Below are 20,068 nucleotides of genomic sequence, written 5' to 3'. Positions count from 1 at the left end.
GTCGCGATCTCCTGTCAGGCGGCGAGGGTGGGACGGAAGGCGGTGATGTGGAGCGGCGCGGCGAAGTCGCCATGGGCGTGAAGCACGTCGGCCTCTTCCTGCTGCTCGGCGACCAGCGCGGCGCTTGCCGGGATCACCCGCCAGTCGCGTCCGGCGATCACCGCTTTCCATTGGGCAAGCTGCGCAGGGGTGGCGGCGTCGCCGGCGAGCAGCCCGGCCGCCTGCTCGGGATCCGCGGCAACGGCCTCGCCCAGCTTCAGGAGGGCGGCCACGAAACCGTCAAGCTCCGCCTCGGTCGCACCGGAGCCCGCCAGCGTCCAGAAGACGGAGCGGTTGGGAATGGTGGAGCCACAGAGCGACAGCAGCCTTGCCTCTCCTGCAGCGATGGTCTGGTCGATCAGCGGTGCCATGGCGATCCAGACATCGACCTCCCCCGAGGCCAGCGCCTTGCGAGAGGCGGCGGGCGACATTTCGCAACGGACGACATCGGCAAGTTGCAGGCCCGCCTGCTCCAGGGAGCGCGCGAGAAGGTAGGTATGAAACGAGCCGTCGATCAGCGCTACCCGCTTGCCCTTCAGCTGCCCCATGTCGCGGACAGGACTTTCCGGTGCCACCAGCAGGGCGCCGTTTGCCGGTCGTGGCGCGGAGGCACCAAGATAAAGGACCGACTTTCCCTCAGACTGGGCGATCAGCGGCGGAGTGGAACCCGTTCCGCCGACATGAAGCCTGCCATCCGCGATCAGCAGGCCCGTATCCCTGCCTTCAGGATAGGCGACGAATTCGGTCGCCCGATGATCCATCGCGCCCGGCCAGAGCGACAGCAGCCGCAGGTGCAAGTTCATGGGGTGAACGCCGACTTTCAGCATCCTGTTGCTCCGCTCTACCGGTTTATGATTTTCTTAATTGGAACCTGCAGGACAGAAGGAGTCAACGAGGCCACACGGCCAGCAAAATATTAAAAATATTCACCCAAATATTTTGCATCCTACAGGATGATATGATCGACACTTAAGCTTTGTATGGATTATTTGCCCGATTTCCGATGGCTCATCTTGCGCCGGAACGCGGGGCAGGCATTGTTGTCGCAGCGGCGAGGGGGAGGATGATGGCAAAGGTCAGGCCGGAGAAGGTTTGTCACAGCGTCGATGAGGCGAGCGAACTGATAAAGCATCTCGCCAACCCGAACCGGCTGGCGGTGATTTGCTACCTCATCGAAGCGCCGCGTTCTGTCGCCGAGCTGGAGGAGGATCTTGGCATCAGCCAGCCCACGCTTTCGCAGCAGATCACCCAATTGCGCGAGGCCGGGATCATCACCGGCCAGCGGCAGGCGCGATCCGTCACGTATCGCATCAGGGATCAACGGATCATGCCGCTCGTTCATGCCCTCCGCATGGCTTTTGCGGAGCTGAACGACCTGCGTATGGAGCAGCGCCGTGCGGCGGCCCAGACCTCGGCGGAGGTGCTGCCGGACATGTTCGACTGATACGGGCCATCCGGGCGCTACGCCCGCGCGCGACATCCGGCCCCGTGCTCGCGCCCCGGGGGACAATTCTGCTCCGCAGGCCGGGCCGTGTTCGTGACCCGCTTCAGCCCGGGCGCCGGAGAGCCGGCGGCATGAAGCGGCGCGCTTCAACAGATCACCCAAGCGGTGCGCAACCGCGGGTTTCCCGAGGAACCCGCGGCGTGCTTCCCTGACGGTCAGTCGAACTTGCGCATCCGGCAGACAAGCTCGGGACCGATCAGGGCGGAGATCTCGGGCGAGGTCATCTGCGCATGCAGGCAGGGCACGTCGAGCAGATCGAGGGCCTCGGCATAGGCTTGCCACATCTCCGGCCGTAGCGGTTTGCCGGCGTGGTCCTGCGCGGCACGGATGTGGGTCAGGGTCGCGGCCATGGCCCTGTGGTAATGATTGCGGACAAGCCGGTTGGTATCCGTCACCGCGCGCACCACGCCGTCGAGCGTCCGCTCCGGCAGGCTGCCGAGGGCGGTATCCCCCGCGCGGAGAAACGCGACGACGGCTTCGCGGGTGGCAAGCTCCGGGTGGGCGTCCGGGTCGTAACCCGCGATGGCCAGAAGCGCGCGGAGCGCCGCCACGGGATCGGGGTCCGGCTCATCGCGCCAGCAATCCGCCGGATAGCTGTCGAGAAGCGCGACCAGCCCCGTTTCACGCCCCATCTGCGTCAGCGCAACGGCCATTTCCTGTGCGATGAGGCCCCCGACCGACCAGCCTGCCAGATGCACCGGACCGTCCGGCCGAAGCTCCGCCACCAGGTGAGCATAGCAACGGGCCAGCGCCGCAAGGCTCTCCGGCATGGGCTTGTCGGGGTCAAGGCCGGGATGCTGAAGCCCCCAGACCTGTCGTTCCGGCGCGATCTGCCGGGCAAGCGCACGGTAGCCCCAGACGATACCGCCCGCGGGATGGATCAGGAACAGCGGCGCCTTCTCCCTGTCGCCATCGGCCAGCAACAGCGTCGTGCCAAGGCCGTCATCCCGAGGCCGCGCAGCATCCAGCGCGGCGGCAAAAGTGAAAAGCACCGGATGTTCAAAGAGAGTGCCCAGCCCGCAATCGCGGCCAGTCTCCTCCTCGATCCGAAGGACGAGATGGACGGCCAGCAGGGAATCCCCGCCCAAGGCAAAGAAATCGGCCTCGGCCGGGACGGGGCCGGGAAGATGCAGAACCTCGGCAAAGAGGGTGGCGAGAAGGGCTTCGGTAGGCGTTCGCGCGGCGCGGCCGGTCGCCACGAAATTGGGTGCGGGCAGGCCTTTGCGGTCAAGTTTGCCGTTGGAGGTGACGGGAAGCGCATCGAGCGGCACTTCGGCGGAGGGCAGCATGTAAGCGGGCAGACGCGCGGCCAATAGGGGGGAAAGCGCACCCGGCCTGTAGGCTTCCGTGGGCACGAGATAGGCGACCAACCGTTTCTCTCCGGCATGATCCTCTCGCGCCACGACAACGGTTTCGCGCGCGAGGCCCGTCGCCATGATCGCCGCTTCGATCTCGCCCAGTTCGATTCTGAGACCCCGGACCTTCACCTGATGATCCGAGCGGCCCAGATAGACGACCGCGCCGTCCGGCCGGAGGCGCGCGAGGTCGCCGGTTGCATAGAGCCGCTCGCCCGGATGGGCCGGATCGGCGATGAACCGGGCATCGGTCAGGTCGGGGCGGCCGAGATAACCGCGTGCAAGCTGCATCCCGCCCAGATAGAGGTGCCCGGCAAGGCCGGGCGGCACTGGGCGCATCCGATCGTCCAGAACGTCGAGCCGGGTATTCCAGACCGGGAAACCGATCGGCAGCGGGTTGCTGCGGTCCTCTGCCGGCGCGGGCCAGTAGCTCACGTCCACCGCCGCCTCTGTCGGACCGTAGAGATTGTGCAGCTCTGCCGAAACGCGCCGGTGAAAACGGTCGCGCTGGTCGGCGGTCAGTTCTTCGCCCGAACAGAAGACCCGACGCAACGACAGGCCTTCCGAGGCCGGAACCGCAAGGAAGGCCGACAGCATGGATGGCACGAAATGCAGCGTGGTAACGCCGTGCTCACGGATCGCAGCCGCAATGGCCGACGGATCCCGATGCGCACCGGGGGGCGCCATGACAAGCTCCGCACCGGCGATCAGCGGCAGAAAGAACTCCCAGACCGAGACGTCGAAAGTCGCGGGCGTTTTCTGAAGGATCCGGTCGTCCGGCGCGATTCCATAGTGCGTCCGCATCCAGAGCAGCCGGTTCACGATGGCGCGGTGTTCGATCACCACACCCTTCGGCTCCCCTGTCGAGCCGGAGGTAAATATGACATAAGACAAATTATCCGCGCTGATATCGATCTGCGGCGCGTCCCCCCGCACCGGCCAGTCGGAGACTAGTAGGAGCGGCGTTTCCGGCGGAAACAGGCCCGCATTCTCCGCCGTGGTCAGCACAACGACGGGTGCCGCCATCTTCAGGATGCGCGCGATCCGTTCCGGGGGATGGTCGAGATCGAGCGGCAGATAGGCTGCCCCGGCGCGCAGTACGCCGACCAGCGCCACAGGAAGCTCAGCGGACCGCTCCAGAGCCACCGCCACGATCCGCTCCGGCCCGGCGCCCCGGCGCACGAGTTCTGCCGCGAGCGCACCGCTGCGACGCTTCAGTTCCGCATAGGTCAGCGTATCGGTGCCGGCGGTGATCGCGGGCGCATGGGGCGTCGCCGCCATCTGCGTCGCGATGAGCGCGGTGAGCGTCGTTTCCGGCACCGGGGTCCGCACGGCTTCGGCGCGGGCATCATGGAGAGCGATTTCCTCCGGCGTCGCCGTGGCGACATCCGCGAGCCGTTCGGCGACAAGGGCGTTCTGCAGGAACGCGACCAGCCGCTCGGAATGGGCCGCTGCTTCATCGGCGGTGTAAAGTTCGGGATTGGCGTCGATCTCAAAGAGCAGGCCCGACCGTGCATCCCCCCGGAATGTCATCGTGAGATCATCCACCGCGCCCGCACCCAGAATGTGCAGACCCACCTCCAGCCCGGCAAAGACCGGCGGCAGGTCAAAGGGCTGCACGTTGACCAGCGGCCCGTAAAGCCGCCGCGTGCCGCCGATAAGCCCCAGATCCCGACGCAACTGCTCGCTCCGGTAGCGTCCGTGGCGCCGCGACTGCATGAGCTGTTTCGCCACGCCGGTCAGCCAGTCCGGCAGCGGCGCGTCCTCATCGGGCGTCAGGCGCAGGGGCAGGACGTTCATCACCATGCAGGGCAGCCGGGCGGCCTTGCTGCCCATGCGGGCCATGAACGGCACGCCCAGCACGGCCTCCCCTTCGGACCAGCGGGCCAGATAGGCCCCCGCAAGCCCCGTCAGCACATCGGGCCAGGTCAGCCGATGGCGCGCGGCAAAGGCGGTCAGATCCGCCTGAAGGGGGCTTGGCAGCCAGCGGCTGTGGCGCAGGAATGTGTGCCCCGAAACCGCACGCCCCGGCGCAGGGCCGGCCACTTCCGGCAGATCGGCAAGGGTCTGCCGCCACCAGTCGCGGTCAGCCTCCCGGCGCGGCGAATTCCGGTAGTCCGCATCCTCCTCCAGCGCACGGGCGAGCGCAGGAAAGGACACAGGCGGCGGCGCCCCCGCCACCAGCGCCGAATAATGCTCCCCGATGCGGTTCGTGATCAGCACCATGCCGTAGCCATCAATCGCCAGGTGATGAATCCGTTCGTAAAAGAGCTGTCGCCCCCCCGTCAGCAGAAACAGCGTGAAGGCCGCGACCGGCTCCTGCGCGAGGTTCAGGGGCCTGTCGCTGTCGGCCTTCATCAGCGCCAGCGCCTCGGCTTCGGCATCCGGGCGATGGGTGAGGTCCACGATCGTCAGCGCGGGCCCTTCGCTGTGCCGCCACTGCACCGGCCCCTCCGGCGTCGCCCGGAACCGCAGATGCAACGCCTCCGTTTCCCGGATCGTGCGGGCAACGGCTGTGCGGAAGGCGGCAAGGTCAAGCGCCCCGCTCAGCTCCAGATACTGCCCCGTGTTGAGGATCGGGTTCGCAGGGTCGAGCGCCTGCGCGTACCATAGCCCCTCCTGCGCTTCGGTCAGGGGAAAATCTTGCCCCGAGACGGGCGGCGGCAGGAGGCTCTGGTCAGTCATGTCACTGGGCAGCCTGACGCTCGGAGACGACGCTCCACCATCCGCCCAGCGTATCGTATTCGGCGAGCGCTCCGAAATCCGCGGTCAGCCCCGCCTGCTCCCAGCCGAGGATGAGTGTCATCAGCCGCATGGAATCCAGCCCCAGATCGGGCAGATTGTCATCGTCGCCGATCTCGGATGGATCGACATAGAGCACATCCGCGATGTCCTTGCGCATCCGGTCGAGGGTCAGGGTCATGCGGTCTTCTCTCCATTCAGATATTCGGCGCGTAGGGCCGCGCGCAACGCCTTGCGGCTGACCTTGCCGACGGCGGTGGCCTCGAACGCGGTCACGAAAACCACCTGATCGGGCACCTTGAAATCCGCGACACCCCTTGAACGCATGAAGGCGCGGATTCCGGCGGCCTTCGGGCGCTCCTCCCCGGCGGGAATGACAAAGGCGCAGCTGCGTTCCCCCAGATAGGCGTCGGGGATCGAAACCACCGCCGCGTCGAAGATCTGCGGATGCGCCAGCAGGTGATCCTCGATCTCCTCGGCGGAAATCTTTTCCCCCGCGCGGTTGATGTGATCGCCCGCCCGCCCCTGCACCACCAGATAACCCCCCGGCAGCCGCTTCACGATATCGCCCGTGCGGTAGAACCCGTCGGGGGTAAAGCTGCGGGCATTGGCGGCGGGTTCGTTGTGATAGGCGCGGATCGTGTAGGGTCCGCGGGTCAGCAGATGCCCCGCCTCGCCATCCGGCACGGGCGTGCCGTTGTCATCGAGAACCAGAATCTCGTCATCCGGGCTGATGGGGCGACCTTGCGTATTGACGATGATCTCCTCGGGATCGTCGAGGCGAGTGTAGTTCACAAGCCCCTCCGCCATGCCGAAAACCTGCTGAAGCGTGCAGCCGAGCACCGGGCGGACCCGCGCCGCTGCTTCGGGAAGGAATTTCGCGCCGCCCACGCCCAGCACCCGCAGGCTGGACAGGTCATGCTTCGTTGCCGGCGCCGCCTGCATCCACAGCAGAGCCAGCGGCGGAACAAGGCCGGTGATCGTCACCCCCTCGCGTTCGATGAGGGCGAAGGCGGTGGCAGGGCTGGGATCCGGGCTCATCACGACCCGCCCACCGGCATAGAGGGCACCGAAAACGCCCGGAGAGCTCATGGGGAAGTTATGCGCCACGGGCAGCGCCGCCAGATAGACCGTATTGGCATCCAGACGACAGATCCCGGCGCTGGCGCGGAAGCTGTAGATGTAATCATCATGTGTGCGGGGGATGAGCTTGGACAGGCCCGTGCTGCCGCCGGAAATCTGGAGAAAGGCAACGGTCGAGGGATCGACCTCGGGCAGCGCGACCGCTGTGCGAGGCAGGGCGTCCATGGCGAGATGCGGCCCCGGATCACCGATGACGATCACATGGGCAAGTGCCGGAACCTCGGCCTGCACCATGCTGGCCAGCGGCCGGTAGTCGAACCCGTCGAGCCGCTCCGCCACCACCAGCGCCCTGGCCCCTGAACGCCGGGCGAAGTGGATCAGTTCGGTCTGCCGGTGCGCGGGCAGCGCATAGACCGGGATCAGACCCGCCAGAAACAGCCCGAAGACCGCCGGAAAGAACCCCGCGACATTCGGGATCTGCACGATCACCCGGTCGCCCGGCATCAGCCCCAGCCCGAGGAATCCGGCCGCCGCCGTCTCTGCCCGGGCGAGAAGCTCCCCATATGTCCAGCGTATCTCGCCATCCACCACGGCCATGCGCTCGGGATGACTGGCCGCCCGCTCCCGCAGGACGCCGCCCATCGTTTCGCCGCGCCAATACCCCTTCTCGCGATAGCGTGCGGCAACCTCCTGCGGCCAAATCTGGCGGGGCGCGGTCTGGTCGGATTGCACCATGCGATACACCTGCTCCTCGGATGGCCATCAGGCCCGGCTTGGGCGGCATAACCGTCCATACAAAAACAGTCAACTTTGCGCGCGCAGAGCCTCGGCAGCGTTGCGGGGAAGCAGGATCAATGGCATGACCCCTTGACCTCCCCTTTGACGAGATGCGCGCCATGCCCTCCCCCACAGTTCCCCTGCGCGATACGCCGACCGTTTACGGCCGGGTCACGCGCGTTCTTCACTGGTCGATCGCCGCACTGGTCTTGTGGCAATTGTTCGGCATGACGCTGCGGCTGATATTCGGTCGCCAGCCGGTCGTATCCTTCTTCGTCGGCTCGCATCAGCCGGTGGGCACGGTGCTCTTCGGGCTTATCCTCCTCCGGGTGATCTGGGCTTTCGCCAACCGCAGGAACCGGCCCTCGCACGGGGCGGGTCTCGTCGGAGTCGGGGCGCGGCTCGGGCATCTGGCCCTTTACACGGTGATGCTGGTCGTGCCGTCGGTCGCGCTCCTGCGGGCCTGGGGGTCGGACCGGGTCTTTGCGCCCTTCGGCTTTCAGGTTTTCCAGGCCCGGACCACGCCGGTGGAGTGGGCCGTCGGGCTGGGCGATGCGCTGCATGGCGAGCTCGGCTGGGTTCTGGCGCTGCTCATCCTGGGCCATGTCGTCATGGTCGGCCTGCACGAGGGGATGTGGCGCGACGGGACCATGGCCCGGATGGCCGGCTCCCGCGCGCGGCGCGGTTAGCAGGCCGCTGAAAAAGTTCAGAAGTCTCATGCCTATGCTCCGGACATCGGGAAATCGTCTCTGGAATGCCCCGACATGCATGGATGCCCTTTGGGGGTGGTCGGACCGGGGACGATTTCCGCTCCACCCCGGGGCCTGAAAGCCTTTTCCGGCAGCCTGTCAGGGGGTCAGCGCCTTCGCCTCCCTCTCCAGTTCGATCAGCAGCGGCGTTTTCTCCCGCCAGGCCTCGTACCAGCTTTCCACGGCGTTGCCGAAGATGTCCGGCCCGGCCTCCGCCAGCGGGGCGCCCGCCTCCGCCAGCTTCGCCCGGTAGTCTGCGTCGATGCCGGGATAGGTGGCGCGGATATGGGCGGCTTCCTCTCCGACCAGCCGGGTGATCAGGGCGCGGTCCTCCTCGGAGAACGTCCGCCATTTCCGCGCCGAGGCCACGGCGAACATCGGAAAGATCGCGTGCCGGCTATCCAGCACCACGGCCGAATAGTCCTGGAAGCGATTGTTCCAGGTGCCCTCAAGGTCGATCTGCATGCCGTCGATCTGGCCGTTGGCATAGGCGTCGAACAGTTCGGGCAGCGGCAGGGGCGTGGGGGCGGCGCCGGCACGGGTCCAGAAGTCCATCTCCTGTGCCAGCGGCACGGTGCGGATCTTGCGCCCGGCAACGGTGCCCCCTTCGGCCAGCGGTTTGGACAGCAGCACGATCCGCATGCCCGCCATCCCGTATCCCAGACCCTTTAGCCCCAGCGCGCCGAGCTTTTCCTGCAACGCGGCTGCGGTCCGGCCCTCCAGCAGCTTCGCCGCGCTTTCCGCGTCGGGCACCAGATAGGGGGCGATGAGGATGCCGAAATCCGCATCGCGGTTGGCAAGCTCCCCCACCGTCAGAAAGGCCAGGTCCAGCGCCCCTGTCTGGAGCTGCTGGAGCATCTGGGCCTCGTTCCCCAGCTGACCGGAGGGGAAAACCGCGAGCTTCATCCGGCCCCCCGTCTCCGCGGAAATCCTTTCGGCCAGCGCATTCGCGGACCGTGTCCACTGGTGCGGCGGCGGAGTGACCATGCCGATCCGCAGGTCCTGCGCGCCCGCCGGGCCAGCCAGCGTGACGGCAACGAGCGTAACGGCGGCCAGCAGCCCCGGCACCCACCTTGGAAAACGCATATCTTCTCCTCCTAGCCTGCGTTAAGGGCGGCGATCACCGTCATCCCCGCAAGGATCGCGATCACGCCCGCAAAGAACGGAACAAGCAGCCGTGACAGCCGCTCGGCGCTGACGCCCGTCAGAAGCGACGCGGTGTAGAGCCCCGCGCCAACAGGCGGGGTCAGAAGGCCCAGCGTCAGGTTGAGACAGAGGATCACGCCGAACGTCACTGGATCGATGCCATAGACATCGGTCGCCACCGGGAGGAGCACCGGCGCGACCAAAATGATCGCGGGGATGGGTTCCAGCACCGTTCCCAGCAGCAACAGCAGGATGTTGAGCAGGATGAGGAAGGCCAGCGGGGAGGACGCCATCTCCTGCATCCAGTTGGCCGCCTGTGCGGGCAGGCCGGCGAAGGTGACGACCCAGCCGATGATCTGCGCAGCCGCGACAAGAAAGAGCACGGCGCCGGAGGTGACGGCCGTGCGCACGAAGACCTGCGGCAGATCGGCAAGGCGAAGTTCCCGGTACACGAACATCCCGATCAGCACCGCGGCCAGAGAGGCGATGGCGGCGGATTCCGTGGGCGTCGCCACGCCCGTCAGTATGGACCCCACCACGACCAGCGGCACCACCAGCGCCGGGAGCGCCCGCCATGCGGCGCGGAGCCTCTGGCGCGCGGGTTGCGACGGCACGCGGGGCAGGTTGTGCTTCCACCCCAGCCACGCGATGATGAGCGCAAAGACCGCCGCCATCGCCAACCCCGGTACGATCCCTGCGACGAAGACATCCGCCACAGGAACTTGTGCCACGGTTGCATAGACAATCAGGTTCATGGAGGGGGGAATGACGGGGGCAAGCAGCCCGCCCGCCGCCGTGACGGTGGTGGCAAGATCGCGGGGATAGCCCGCGCGCTCCATCTCCGGCACGGCGAGCCGCGACATCACGGTCAACTGCGCGACGGTCGATCCCAGAACCGCCGCCATCATCAGGTTGGCCAGCAGGTTGACATAGGCCAGACCCGCCCGGACCGGCACCATCATCGCCTCGGCCAAAGCGAGAAGCCGCCGCCCGATCCCGCCCGCACCCATCAGCTCTCCCAGCAGGATGAAGAGCGGCAGCGCAAGGAGCCCGTAGCTTTCGATCCCCGCAAAAAGCTGCTGCGGGAAACTGTCGAGCAGCACCGCATTGCCGCCCGCGACGATCAGGATCAGGGCCACCCCGATAAGCACGAAGGACATCGGTGCTCCGATGGCTAGAAGGAGGAGGAACGACAGCCCCGCGGTCATTGCTGCCTGCCCAATTCGGCCAGATCGGCGGCGATGGCGGCGAGCGCGTGGATCCCCCCCGTCACGCAGGTCACCGGCACGATCAGCCAGAACCAGACCTTCGGCACGCCCAGGGTCAGCGTGGGGTCGGTATAAATGAAGTTGAACGTGTCGCTGGCAAGCCCCGCGCCTGACCCTGCGCGCAACAGCCCCGGCAGGTCGAACCAGCGCCAGACAAGCCATGCCATCACCAGAACGAAGGCCATCACGAGCAGGTCGGTCAGCAGGAGAAGCCACGCCCGCCCGCGCAGGCCCAGACGTTCAGGGAGCAGCGCGATCGCCATGTGGCCGCGTGTGGCGATCCCGAGCGAGCCGCCCAGAAACGCGACCCAGACCATCAGGTGCACGGCGAGTTCGTCCGTCCAGATGAGCGGGCGCCCGAGCGTGCGCGACACCGATCCCGCTAGCAGCGACAGGGCGATCACCGCCACCAGCGCCGCACCGAGCGCCATTTCCGCCTGCGCCAGGCGCCTGCTGGTCCGGGCCAGAAGAGAGGCGCGGATACCGGGGCCATAATCGACGACATCGTTGTTCAGGCTCATTCGGCCGCCTCCTTTTGCGGGGGGGCCAGCTCCTCATCGACCAGCACCATCAGGCGGCCGCGCGAGCAGCGCTCGACACGTGCGCTGACCCCATAGACCTCGGCCAGCATGGCGGGCGTAAGCACCTCCGCCGGGCGGCCGGCGCTGTAGAGGCGCCCCTGCCGCAGCATCACCATGCGGTCCGACCATTGCGCCGCAAGGGCCAGATCATGCAGCACGGCGATGACCGTCCGCCCCTCGGCGGCAAGGCGGCGCACCTCTGCCAGAAGCCGCGCCTGATAGGCAAGGTCGAGCGCGCTGGTCGGCTCATCCAGCAAAAGAACGCGGGGGTCGCGCACGATGGCCTGCGCAAGTCCGACCATCTGGCGCTGCCCGCCGGAGAGGCTGTCCACCGGATCGAGCGCGAGGGCGGCAATCCCCAGCCGGTCGAGCGTTGCCATCGCGACGGTTTCCGCCGCGCTCCGGCCCTGCTCGCCTCCCGCCCGCAGGGCTGCGATCACGCTCTCCAGCACGATGAGCGAAGAGCCGGTGAGCGACGATTGCGGCATGAAGCCGAGGAGCGCCGCCCGCTTCGGCCCGGGCAGGCGGTGCAGATCCTGACCGTTGAGCGTCACCTGCCCGCGATAGGGCAGAAGCTGCGCCACCGCGCGGAGCAGCGTGGATTTCCCCGCGGCGTTCGGCCCGGCAAGCACCGTCACCTCGCCCTCCCGGAGCGGCGGCAGGGTCAGCCCGTCCAGCACCCTGCGGGCACCGAAATGAACGGAAAGATCGGTGACGGCCAGCCCGGTCATCGCACCGCCCTGCCCCGCAGGATCAGCCAGAGGAAGACCGGCAGGCCGATCAGCGAGGTGACAAGGCCGATGGGCAACAGAACTCCCGGCACGACGAGTTTCGACAGGGTGGAGGCGAGCGACATCACCAGCGCCCCGGTGAGCAGGCTGGCGGGCAGGAAGAAGCGGTGATCCTCCCCGACCAGCATCCGCGCGATATGCGGCCCCGCAAGGCCCACGAAGCCGATCACCCCGACCATGGAGACAGCGCCCGCGGCCAGCAGACTCACCCGGACGAGCGTCCAACGGCGGAGCGTGGTCACGTTGACGCCGAAGCTCCGCGCCTGTTCCTCTCCCATACGGAGGGCGGTGAGCCGCCAGGCCGCCCGGATGGAGAAGGGAAGCGTCACCACGAGCAGCGTCGCAAGTAGCGCCACGCCCGGCCAGCGGCTGGAAGCAAGACTCCCCATCGTCCAGAAGACGAGTTGCTGGAGCGCATCCGCAGAGGCCACGAACTGCACCAGCGACAGAAACGCCGCCGCGGTGAAATTCAGCGCGATGCCGAAAAGGACGAGCACCTCCGTCCCGCCGCCGCGAAGCCGCCCCAGCGTCTGGAGCAGCGCGAGCGTGCCGAGCGCGAAAAGGAAGGCATTGGCCGAAACGCTCCACCCTGCGGGCAGGTACGGCAGGCTGAGGCCGAGCACGATGGCCAGGGCCGCGCCAAGCGCCGCGGCGGAGGAGACGCCCAGCGTGAACGGCTCCGCCAGCGGGTTCTCCAGCACGGTCTGCATCTCCGCCCCCGCCAGCGCGAGCGCGGCCCCGACGCAAAGCGCCATCACGGCCACCGGCAGCCGGACATCCCAGACGATGACCCTTGCCCCGCGCGACACATCCTCGGCGCCGGTCAGCACGCGCAATGTCTCGGCAAGCGGCAGGCCCGCCGGCCCGGTGGTCAGGTCGATGAGCAGCGCGGCCACGGCAAGCAGCCCCAGCAGCGCGACCAGCCCCGCACGGCGGCGGTTCCGCTGCCGGTAACGATCAAGCAGGAGCGCCGTCATGGCCGGGGCACCACCCACCAGGTTCCGGGCACGGAAACCGGGGCGAAACGGGTCTCGATCTCGGCCAGCGTGGCGGCGGGATCGACATCGGCGAACAGGTCGGGATGGAAGGTGCGGGCAAGGTATTCGATCAGCGCGATATGCACGGGCGAGTCGTTGAAAAGGTGCCACACGCCCGCGGCATGCCCCCCCTCCACCGCACGGAGAGAGGCGATGCCGGGCGCACCGACAAGCGTGTCAAAGGTCTGCTGCGCCGTTTCCGCATCGACCAGCGGCCCCAGCACCAGCCCCCCGCGCGCCGCCATATGCGTGCCGCCTGTGGCGATGTAGAAATCGGGATCGGCGGCGATCAGGAATTCGAGGCTGACATTGCCCAGAACGCCCTTCACCAGTTCTCCGCCGATATTCCGGCCACCGGCGGTCGTGATGAAATCGTGGAAGACGCCCGTGCCGACGGTGGAGCAGCAGCCCTGCGGGGCGGCATGAACGTGGAAGAAAACCCGCGGCCGGGGAATGGCCGGATCAGCCAGCCGCTCGCGGATGCGGTTCAGGCGGGATTCGTAGAATTGCACGAAGTCTTCGGCCCGGTCCTCTGCGCCCGTCAGGGTGCCGAGCAGGCGGAGACTGGGGACCGAATTCTCAAGCGGGTGGGAGAAGAAATCAACGTAAGCCACGGGGATCCCGGCGGCTTCGAGCTGACCGCGCGCCACCTCCATCCCCTTGTCCTCCGCATCCATCAGCGACAGCACCACCAGATCAGGGTCCAGCGCCACAATGGTCTCCACCGAGATATCGCGGTTGCCGGAGCCGACCGGCCTGATCGTGTCTATCGCCGGAAACCTGGCGCGATAGGCGTCGAGGGTCGGCGCATCCAGCGCCTTGTCCAGCCGCCATCCGGCCACAAGCGCCACGGGATCGTCATGGATCAGGCCCAGAACGGCCATGTGCCGCCCCTCTCCCAGCACGATCCGCCTGGCAGGCTGCGGCAGGACCACCTCACGCCCCAGTGTGTCGGTAGCCCGGACCTCTGCCGACAGGGGTTGGGCGACGACTGCGGCGGCCAGCGTAACCAGGGCGGCGAACAGGGCGTAAAGGCGGACCATGGCCAGGTCTTTCGTGCGGTGCCGGGTCTCCGGCTGGGAAATGCATGCGGCGGAGGCGTGCGCCTCCGCCGCCGTCTCATGGGGCGGGGTCAGTTCGTGGCGGGGGTGATCCGCCAGATCCGGTCGCCGACCGGGTCGTTTTCGCCGCGGGATTTGTTCACGGCATAGACATTGCCCTTGCCATCGGCACGGAGCTGGTTCGGCATGCTGCCCGCGTCGAGGTTGGCCACGATCCTGCCATCGGTATCGACGACAGTGATCGTTCCCGCACCCCGGTTGGCCACATAGGCCAGGCGGTTCACCGGATCGAAGGTGACGTTCAGCGCACCGGCGCCCACTTCGACATCATGGAGCACTTCGCCGCCGTCGGCCTTCACGATCAGCAGGTTGTCGGTTTGCTGCGAGGCCACGAAGATCAGCCCGTCCCGGGCGTCCAGCGCCACGCCGGAAGCGCTGCGGGCGCCGGGAAGCGGGAAGACTTCCGTCTCACCCGTCGCCAGCGTCACGACCGCCGCTTCGTCCGAACGCATGCTGACCGTGACGAGCTTGCCGCCCTTGGTGTCGAGATCAAGGCTCATGACCGAGAACTCGCCGCCGCGCTTGCCAGACTGGATCACGATGGGTTCCAGCTGCTCCAGCGTCCTGGTGTCGAAGACCTCGATGTTGCCGGTGCCCGTCGCGCTTGCATAGGCACGGGAGTTGGCCTCGTCGATCACTACATCGCGGGCATGGGCAACCGCCCCCGGCTCAAACTGCCTGACCAGCGACAGGTCGGACTGGCGATAGACTGCAATGGTGTTCTGCCGCGTGTTGGTCACCCAGACATTGCCGTTCGCATCATCCACCGCGACGCCGTAAACGGCGAAGACACCGCCGTCACTGCCATCTTCCCGCGCGGGAGCAGCGGCAGGCGATACCTGTGCCTTGACCTCGAGCGTCTCCGCGTCGATCTTCAGCAGGGCGGAGTCCTTCACCGGCGGGCGGCCGACCGCAGAGGTAACGAAGGCGGCCTTGGCCGCATCACTGAACACGACCTGATAGAGACCGCGCGTGACCAGACCGCTTTCGATGGCGAACTTTTCCGCACCGGAAACCGGCACATCGGGAGAGATCTTCACCTCCACGACAGTGGCGGCCGCAGGTTTCTCCGCGATGACGACGACCGGTTGCAGGCCGGTGACGGCATCGGCATCCAGCGTCAGATCGAAAGCGAACTTGCCCTCTGCATCGACAACGATCGGCCCGTCGGGGTTGAGCACCGTCGGGCCACGGAGCAGCGTGATCTGCTGCCCCGGGATCAGCCGGTCACCGGCGATCCTGACCTTGCCACCTTTCAGGATGGCCGCGCCCGGCTCATCGGCGGTGGCGCGAACCATGCCCGCAAATCCGTCTGCGGAGGGCGTAAAGATCGTATCGGCCAGAACGGGGCTCGCCGCCGTTGCAAGGATCAGCGCCGTTGCACCCAGTGAGGCGCGCAGGCGGCTGAGAGGAAGAATGGCCATGTCGGGGCTCCTTGACGTCGTGTGATCAGTCATTTGGCTGGCCCGGGGACATATCCGGTCTGGCTCGGTTCGCGTGCAGCACTATATTTCCGACAAACTTTGTCAACCAACAACCGCCGCGAATCGCAGCGGTAACGATATGAAGAGACGCCATGCGGCAGACGGGAAAGGCGGGGCCGGATCACGCCCTGCGACAAGCGGAGCTGCAGATACTGCGCAGTGAAAACCCCACACACGAGATGTCGGAAAGGACCGTGGCCACAGGGCCGGGGCACCGCATTTTCCTTGCCATCCCGAAGGCCGCCCCCCCTGAGAACGGATGGCCGATCCTGTATCTGCTCGACGGCAATGCCGCCTATGATTATCTGACAGCGACGCATCTCGCCCTTGCTCCGGGGCTGGTGATCGCCGGCATCGGCTATGACACCGACCGGCAGTTCTCGCGGGAGCGCCGCACGCTGGATTTCACCCCGCCTGACGGACCGGGCGATGGCATCCGGCCCGACCCTGTGCACCCTGGTCGGCTTGCCGGGGGGGGAGCAGTGTTTCTGGATCGGCTGACCGGGCCTCTGCGGGAGGCGGCGGAGCAGGGTCTGCGGATTGATCCGCGCCGCCGCACGCTGTGGGGCCATTCCTTCGGGGGGCTTTTCACGCTTTACGTCTTGCTCTCGCGGCCCCGTGCCTTCGCGCGCTATGCCGCCATCAGCCCATCGGTCTGGTGGGACGAGCCGCTGATGCAGCGCATCGCCGCGCAAGCCCCCGTCCTGGAGGCCCCCGTCCTGGAGACCCCCACCCGGGAGGCCCCGCCGCCGCTGCTCATCGCGCTTGGCGACCGCGAGAAGCGGTCGGGAAGCGACGGTCCGGTGCCGGATGGCCCTGCCCCCGCCACGATGCATTTCCTCGAAACGTTACGGGAGTTTACTGGCCTCCGGCCCGCCCTGCATGTTCTGCGGGAGCATGTCCACATCCAGACTCTTGCAGGCTCGCTGCCACTGGTCTTTCCATTCGCGGCTGAGGAGTGATCGCCCCTGACAGGGTGCCGAAAAATCCGGGGCATGTTTATGCGCTGCAAATCGTTAAATCGGCCCCGGAATGACGCGAAACTGGTAGATTTCCGGCGGAATTCCTTGCGAACGCTTCCCGCTTCATCGCCGACGTGCCCTTTTCAGCAGCCTGCCAAGCATCGGAGATTTGCGGGGTCTGCCTCCCCGGCGCGCGGGAGGAGCCCTGATCTGGCGGCGGCGTCCTGCACCGGCTGGGCGGCGTGCCGCGGGAGGCGCCCCCCAGTAACCCGTGCCACCAGATGGTCAGCTACATTCCGCCATACCACGCGTGTGGAAGGAGCCGCTGACACCCACCCGACCACTAGCATACCGGCTGCCTACGCGGCATGGCCCAGCACTTCTTGGGCGCCATCCACCCCCGGTTGGACGATCGCGCGTATTTTACGCAACCCTCTCGTTTTGCATCAAGCCGCGACAGGCGCCCCCTCGCCATCGGGCGCGATCCCGCCCTGGCCGCCGATGCGCTCGAAACAAGGGGCTGCGCGTCTGGGGTCACCTGCACGGATCACAAAGCATGCCGGTCAGGGTCCGGAGGCCCGGGGCGGTGGCTGTGGGCGCATCCCTTCCCGATCCTTGACCGGATGCTCTGGACCATGCCAGTCCTGTCCGGCAACACGAGGATGACAATGGCCGTACCAACCGATGTTTTAGCCGGACTTCCGGTGCTGTTCGTCATGGCGACAGAGGCGGAATACGGCCCCGCCCTGCGCGCCCTCATCACGCCGCTCATCACCGGAGTCGGGCCGGTGGAGGGTGCGGTGACCCTGACCGCCGCCTTGGCCGAAATGCGGCAGCGACCACGGCTGATCGTTTCTCTCGGCTCCGCCGGGTCGCGGGCGCTGGAGCAGGCGCGTGTCTATCAGGTCTCCTCGGTGGCCTATCGCGACATGGATGCATCGGCGCTGGGATTTGAACGCGGTCTTACACCGTTTCTCGACCTGCCCGCGCGGATCGACCTTCCGCATCTTATTTGCGGCCTGCCCCATGCCAGCCTGTCCACGGGGGCCAATATCGTCAGCGGCACGGCCTATGATCGGATCGCAGAGGAGATGGTGGACATGGAAACCTTTGCCCATCTGCGCGCGGCCCATCGGTTCGGCATTCCCCTGATCGGCCTGCGCGGAATATCGGACGGCGCCGCTGAATTGACGCACTACACCGATTGGACCCAGTACCTGCATGTAATAGACGAACGGCTTGCAGCCGCTGCTGTCGTGCTCGGTGACGCGCTGGAAAGCGGTGCGCTGCGCCTCTGAGAGAGGCTCCCTTCCTCCCGTGTGCCTGCTCCCGCAATGCGCGGAGGCGTTGAACTCCCGGCAAGCCCGATAGCGGCTTCAACGGGTTTCCTCCCTGCTCGCCTGCGAAAGGGCCGACCCTGACGCGGCCTCCACCCTCGGCGTGTCGCGGGCGGCCATAAGGGGCAAAAGCTGGGAGCTGGCCTCCGACGCTGTGCCGTCAGGGGGAGAATGTCCGCTCGACGGGGCAGCCGATGTTGGCAGGCTGCCGAAAAAGTTCATAAGTGTCGTCTATGCTCCGGAAATCGGGAAATCCGCCCGTGAATGACCAGAAATATGCGGATCTACCGCCGTAATCTAACAGATGGAGAACGATTTCCGCGCCAGCCCAGACCTGAAAGCCTTTTCCACAGCCTGTTGGGGTAAGGGTGGCAAAAAGTCGGTGGAGAGGTCTGGCCGCTGCATGTTGTTATAGATCCGGCCATCACCAACAATCTTCGTGGCGAGGGGCAGGGCTGACAACCCGCAAATGAGGTGCCGCATGGGCAGGAAGGACTATGCAGCGCTGTCGATCAAGATGCAAAGATCAAGCAGAGCCTGGCAGGCTTCTGAAAAAGGCTTCTTGGCCTGTGTCGGAGTGGAAATCGTTCGCAATCTGACGAAATCCAGCCGGAAATCCATACACTTCCGGGTCGATTTCCAATTTCCAGCGCATAGGGATGACATTTCAGGACTTTTTCAGCAGCCTGCTAGGGCCATGAACACCCTCCGCAGGCCCCTCCACGTCATTGAACACCGTTTCCGAAGGGCTGCTCTGGGACTTCAGGGAATGAGGACAGCCTTCGTCGCAGGAGTGCGGCCCTACCGGACGGGGCGGAAATCCAGCCCCGGGTCGATACGGGCGGGACGGTCTTTCAGCGAGAGCGTGGCGGTCAGAGGGGGGGTGTGGCTGATCACGCGCCCTCCCCGCAGCACGAAAAGCCGCGCCGGTTTGAGCCGGATGGCCTCCGTCACATCGGCGGCCTGCAACACCACCAGATCGGCGCGGCAGCCCGGCGCCAGACCATAATCCGCAAGGCCCATCGCCCTTGCCGGATTGAGCGTGATCGCCTCGAAAAGCCGGGTCTTGTCGGCGACGCTGCCCATCTGCGTGACGTGGACGGCCATATGCGCGACCTCGATCATGTCGGCGGAACCCATGGAGTACCACGGGTCCATGCAGCAATCCTGCCCCAGCGAGACGTTGATCCCCGCAGCCATCAGCTCCGGCACCCGCGTCATGCCGCGCCGCTTCGGGTAGGTGTCGTGCCGTCCCTGAAGCATGATGTTGATGAGCGGATTGGGTATCGCATGGATCTGCGCCTCCGCCATCAGCGGGATGAGCTTGGAGACGTAGTAATTGTCCATGGAATGCATGGAGCTGAGATGGGATCCGGTCACCCTGCCCTCGAGGCCGAAGCGGATCGTCTGCGCGGTCAGCGTTTCGACATGGCGGCTCAGCGGATCATCGGTTTCGTCGCAATGCATATCCACCCGGAGGCCGCGATCTGCGGCGATGCGGCAGAGCGCTTCGACAGAGGCGCGGCCATCCTCCATCGTGCGTTCGAAATGCGGGATGCCGCCGACGATCTCCACCCCCATGTCGAGCGCCCGTTTCAGCGCGGCTGCCCCCTCCGGGGTGCGGAAGTAACCGTCCTGCGGGAAAGCCACCAGTTGCAGGTCAATGTAGTCCCGGACTCGGTCGCGCACTTCCAAAAGCGCCTCCGCCGTCACGAGCCGCGGGTCGGAGGTATCGACATGGCTTCGGATGTGCAAAAGCCCCCGGCTCACCGCGAGGTCGCAGTAGCGGAGCGCCCGTTCCACCAGCGCCTCCCTGGTCAACAACGGGCGGAGTTCCCCCCAGAGCGCGATCCCCTCCAGCAACGTGCCCGACACATTCATCCGCGGCAACCCGAGAGAGAGGGTCGCATCCATGTGGAAATGCGGATCGCAGAAGGCGGGGCTGACAAGCCGGGCGGTCGCGTCGATCACCTGTCCCGCCTCGGCGGTGATCCCCGGCTCCACTGCAGCGATACGGCCAGCCCTTATGGCAATGTCGATGCCTTCCCGCCCATCGGGGAGGTTGGCGTTGCGGATGAGGGTATCGAACATC

The 20,068-nt window shown here is 66.5% G+C and carries 16 protein-coding genes; 4 read left to right on the top strand and 12 right to left on the bottom strand.

The annotated features are described in order from the left end of the window. Positions 1 to 14: 14 nt before the first annotated feature. A complete protein-coding gene (locus RT513_RS06090) occupies positions 15 to 842 on the bottom strand; it encodes an ABC transporter substrate-binding protein (protein WP_313533747.1) in 828 nt (275 codons plus the stop codon). Positions 843 to 1,105: 263 nt separating this feature from the next. Between RT513_RS06090 and RT513_RS06085 the strand changes: the two genes are divergently transcribed. Next, positions 1,106 to 1,483, top strand: a complete 378-nt coding sequence (locus RT513_RS06085) for an ArsR/SmtB family transcription factor (protein ID WP_088215418.1) — start codon at positions 1,106 to 1,108, stop codon at positions 1,481 to 1,483. A 215-nt stretch (positions 1,484 to 1,698) separates the two neighbouring features. Here the strand turns inward: RT513_RS06085 and RT513_RS06080 are convergent, their stop codons facing one another. The 3 genes from RT513_RS06080 to RT513_RS06070 are packed head-to-tail and all read right to left on the bottom strand — an operon-like array spanning position 1,699 to position 7,458. Further along, positions 1,699 to 5,583: an amino acid adenylation domain-containing protein gene (locus RT513_RS06080; RefSeq protein WP_290690473.1), complete on the bottom strand. Its 3,885-nt coding sequence runs from the start codon at positions 5,581 to 5,583 to the stop codon at positions 1,699 to 1,701. 1 nt (position 5,584) lies between these two features. Beyond that, the gene (locus RT513_RS06075; RefSeq protein WP_290690475.1) at positions 5,585 to 5,821 is read right to left on the bottom strand and encodes a phosphopantetheine-binding protein; all 237 of its coding nucleotides are present in this window, start codon (positions 5,819 to 5,821) and stop codon (positions 5,585 to 5,587) included. After that, on the bottom strand, positions 5,818 to 7,458 hold the full coding sequence (locus RT513_RS06070) for a (2,3-dihydroxybenzoyl)adenylate synthase (RefSeq protein ID WP_290690478.1): 1,641 nt from the start codon (positions 7,456 to 7,458) through the stop codon (positions 5,818 to 5,820). Before RT513_RS06070 ends, RT513_RS06075 begins: the two co-directional genes overlap by 4 nt. 161 nt (positions 7,459 to 7,619) lie before the next feature. On the opposite strand from RT513_RS06070, the gene RT513_RS06065 reads away from it, so the two are divergent. Continuing rightward, on the top strand, positions 7,620 to 8,189 hold the full coding sequence (locus RT513_RS06065; protein WP_290690481.1) for a cytochrome b: 570 nt from the start codon (positions 7,620 to 7,622) through the stop codon (positions 8,187 to 8,189). A 159-nt stretch (positions 8,190 to 8,348) separates the two neighbouring features. On the opposite strand, the gene RT513_RS06060 is transcribed toward RT513_RS06065, so the two are convergent. The 7 genes from RT513_RS06060 to RT513_RS06030 form a co-directional block, all read right to left on the bottom strand. Then, positions 8,349 to 9,335 carry a TRAP transporter substrate-binding protein gene (locus RT513_RS06060; protein ID WP_290690483.1) on the bottom strand — a complete coding sequence of 329 codons (987 nt, stop codon included), beginning with the start codon at positions 9,333 to 9,335 and terminating at the stop codon, positions 8,349 to 8,351. Positions 9,336 to 9,346: 11 nt separating this feature from the next. Next, entirely contained in the window at positions 9,347 to 10,603 is a 1,257-nt protein-coding gene (locus tag RT513_RS06055) for a TRAP transporter large permease (RefSeq protein WP_290690485.1), read from the bottom strand. Then, complete coding sequence (locus RT513_RS06050; RefSeq protein ID WP_290690487.1) at positions 10,600 to 11,184, bottom strand: TRAP transporter small permease; 585 nt, start codon at positions 11,182 to 11,184, stop codon at positions 10,600 to 10,602. The genes RT513_RS06055 and RT513_RS06050 overlap by 4 nt, the downstream gene beginning before the upstream one ends. After that, positions 11,181 to 11,975 carry an ABC transporter ATP-binding protein gene (locus tag RT513_RS06045; RefSeq protein WP_290690489.1) on the bottom strand — a complete coding sequence of 265 codons (795 nt, stop codon included), beginning with the start codon at positions 11,973 to 11,975 and terminating at the stop codon, positions 11,181 to 11,183. Before RT513_RS06045 ends, RT513_RS06050 begins: the two co-directional genes overlap by 4 nt. After that, complete coding sequence (locus RT513_RS06040; protein ID WP_290690492.1) at positions 11,972 to 13,012, bottom strand: FecCD family ABC transporter permease; 1,041 nt, start codon at positions 13,010 to 13,012, stop codon at positions 11,972 to 11,974. Before RT513_RS06040 ends, RT513_RS06045 begins: the two co-directional genes overlap by 4 nt. Further along, on the bottom strand, positions 13,009 to 14,115 hold the full coding sequence (locus RT513_RS06035) for an ABC transporter substrate-binding protein (protein WP_290690495.1): 1,107 nt from the start codon (positions 14,113 to 14,115) through the stop codon (positions 13,009 to 13,011). Before RT513_RS06035 ends, RT513_RS06040 begins: the two co-directional genes overlap by 4 nt. An 89-nt stretch (positions 14,116 to 14,204) precedes the next feature. Next, positions 14,205 to 15,617, bottom strand: coding sequence for an ATP-binding protein (locus tag RT513_RS06030; protein WP_290690497.1), 1,413 nt, complete (start codon positions 15,615 to 15,617; stop codon positions 14,205 to 14,207). A gap of 239 nt (positions 15,618 to 15,856) precedes the next feature. Between RT513_RS06030 and RT513_RS06025 the strand changes: the two genes are divergently transcribed. Together RT513_RS06025 and RT513_RS06020 are read left to right on the top strand one after the other, a co-directional pair. After that, positions 15,857 to 16,639, top strand: coding sequence for an alpha/beta hydrolase-fold protein (locus RT513_RS06025; protein ID WP_313533744.1), 783 nt, complete (start codon positions 15,857 to 15,859; stop codon positions 16,637 to 16,639). 668 nt (positions 16,640 to 17,307) lie between these two features. Then, a complete protein-coding gene (locus tag RT513_RS06020; RefSeq protein ID WP_290690502.1) occupies positions 17,308 to 17,937 on the top strand; it encodes a 5'-methylthioadenosine/S-adenosylhomocysteine nucleosidase in 630 nt (209 codons plus the stop codon). Positions 17,938 to 18,777: 840 nt separating this feature from the next. Here RT513_RS06020 and RT513_RS06015 read toward each other — a convergent pair. Next, positions 18,778 to 20,067 carry an amidohydrolase family protein gene (locus tag RT513_RS06015; protein ID WP_290690504.1) on the bottom strand — a complete coding sequence of 430 codons (1,290 nt, stop codon included), beginning with the start codon at positions 20,065 to 20,067 and terminating at the stop codon, positions 18,778 to 18,780. Position 20,068 lies beyond the last annotated feature (1 nt).

The sequence above is a fragment of the Haematobacter sp. genome (assembly GCF_032102465.1).
Classification (GTDB): domain Bacteria; phylum Pseudomonadota; class Alphaproteobacteria; order Rhodobacterales; family Rhodobacteraceae; genus Haematobacter.
This window is presented reverse-complemented; position numbering and strand designations above follow the sequence as displayed.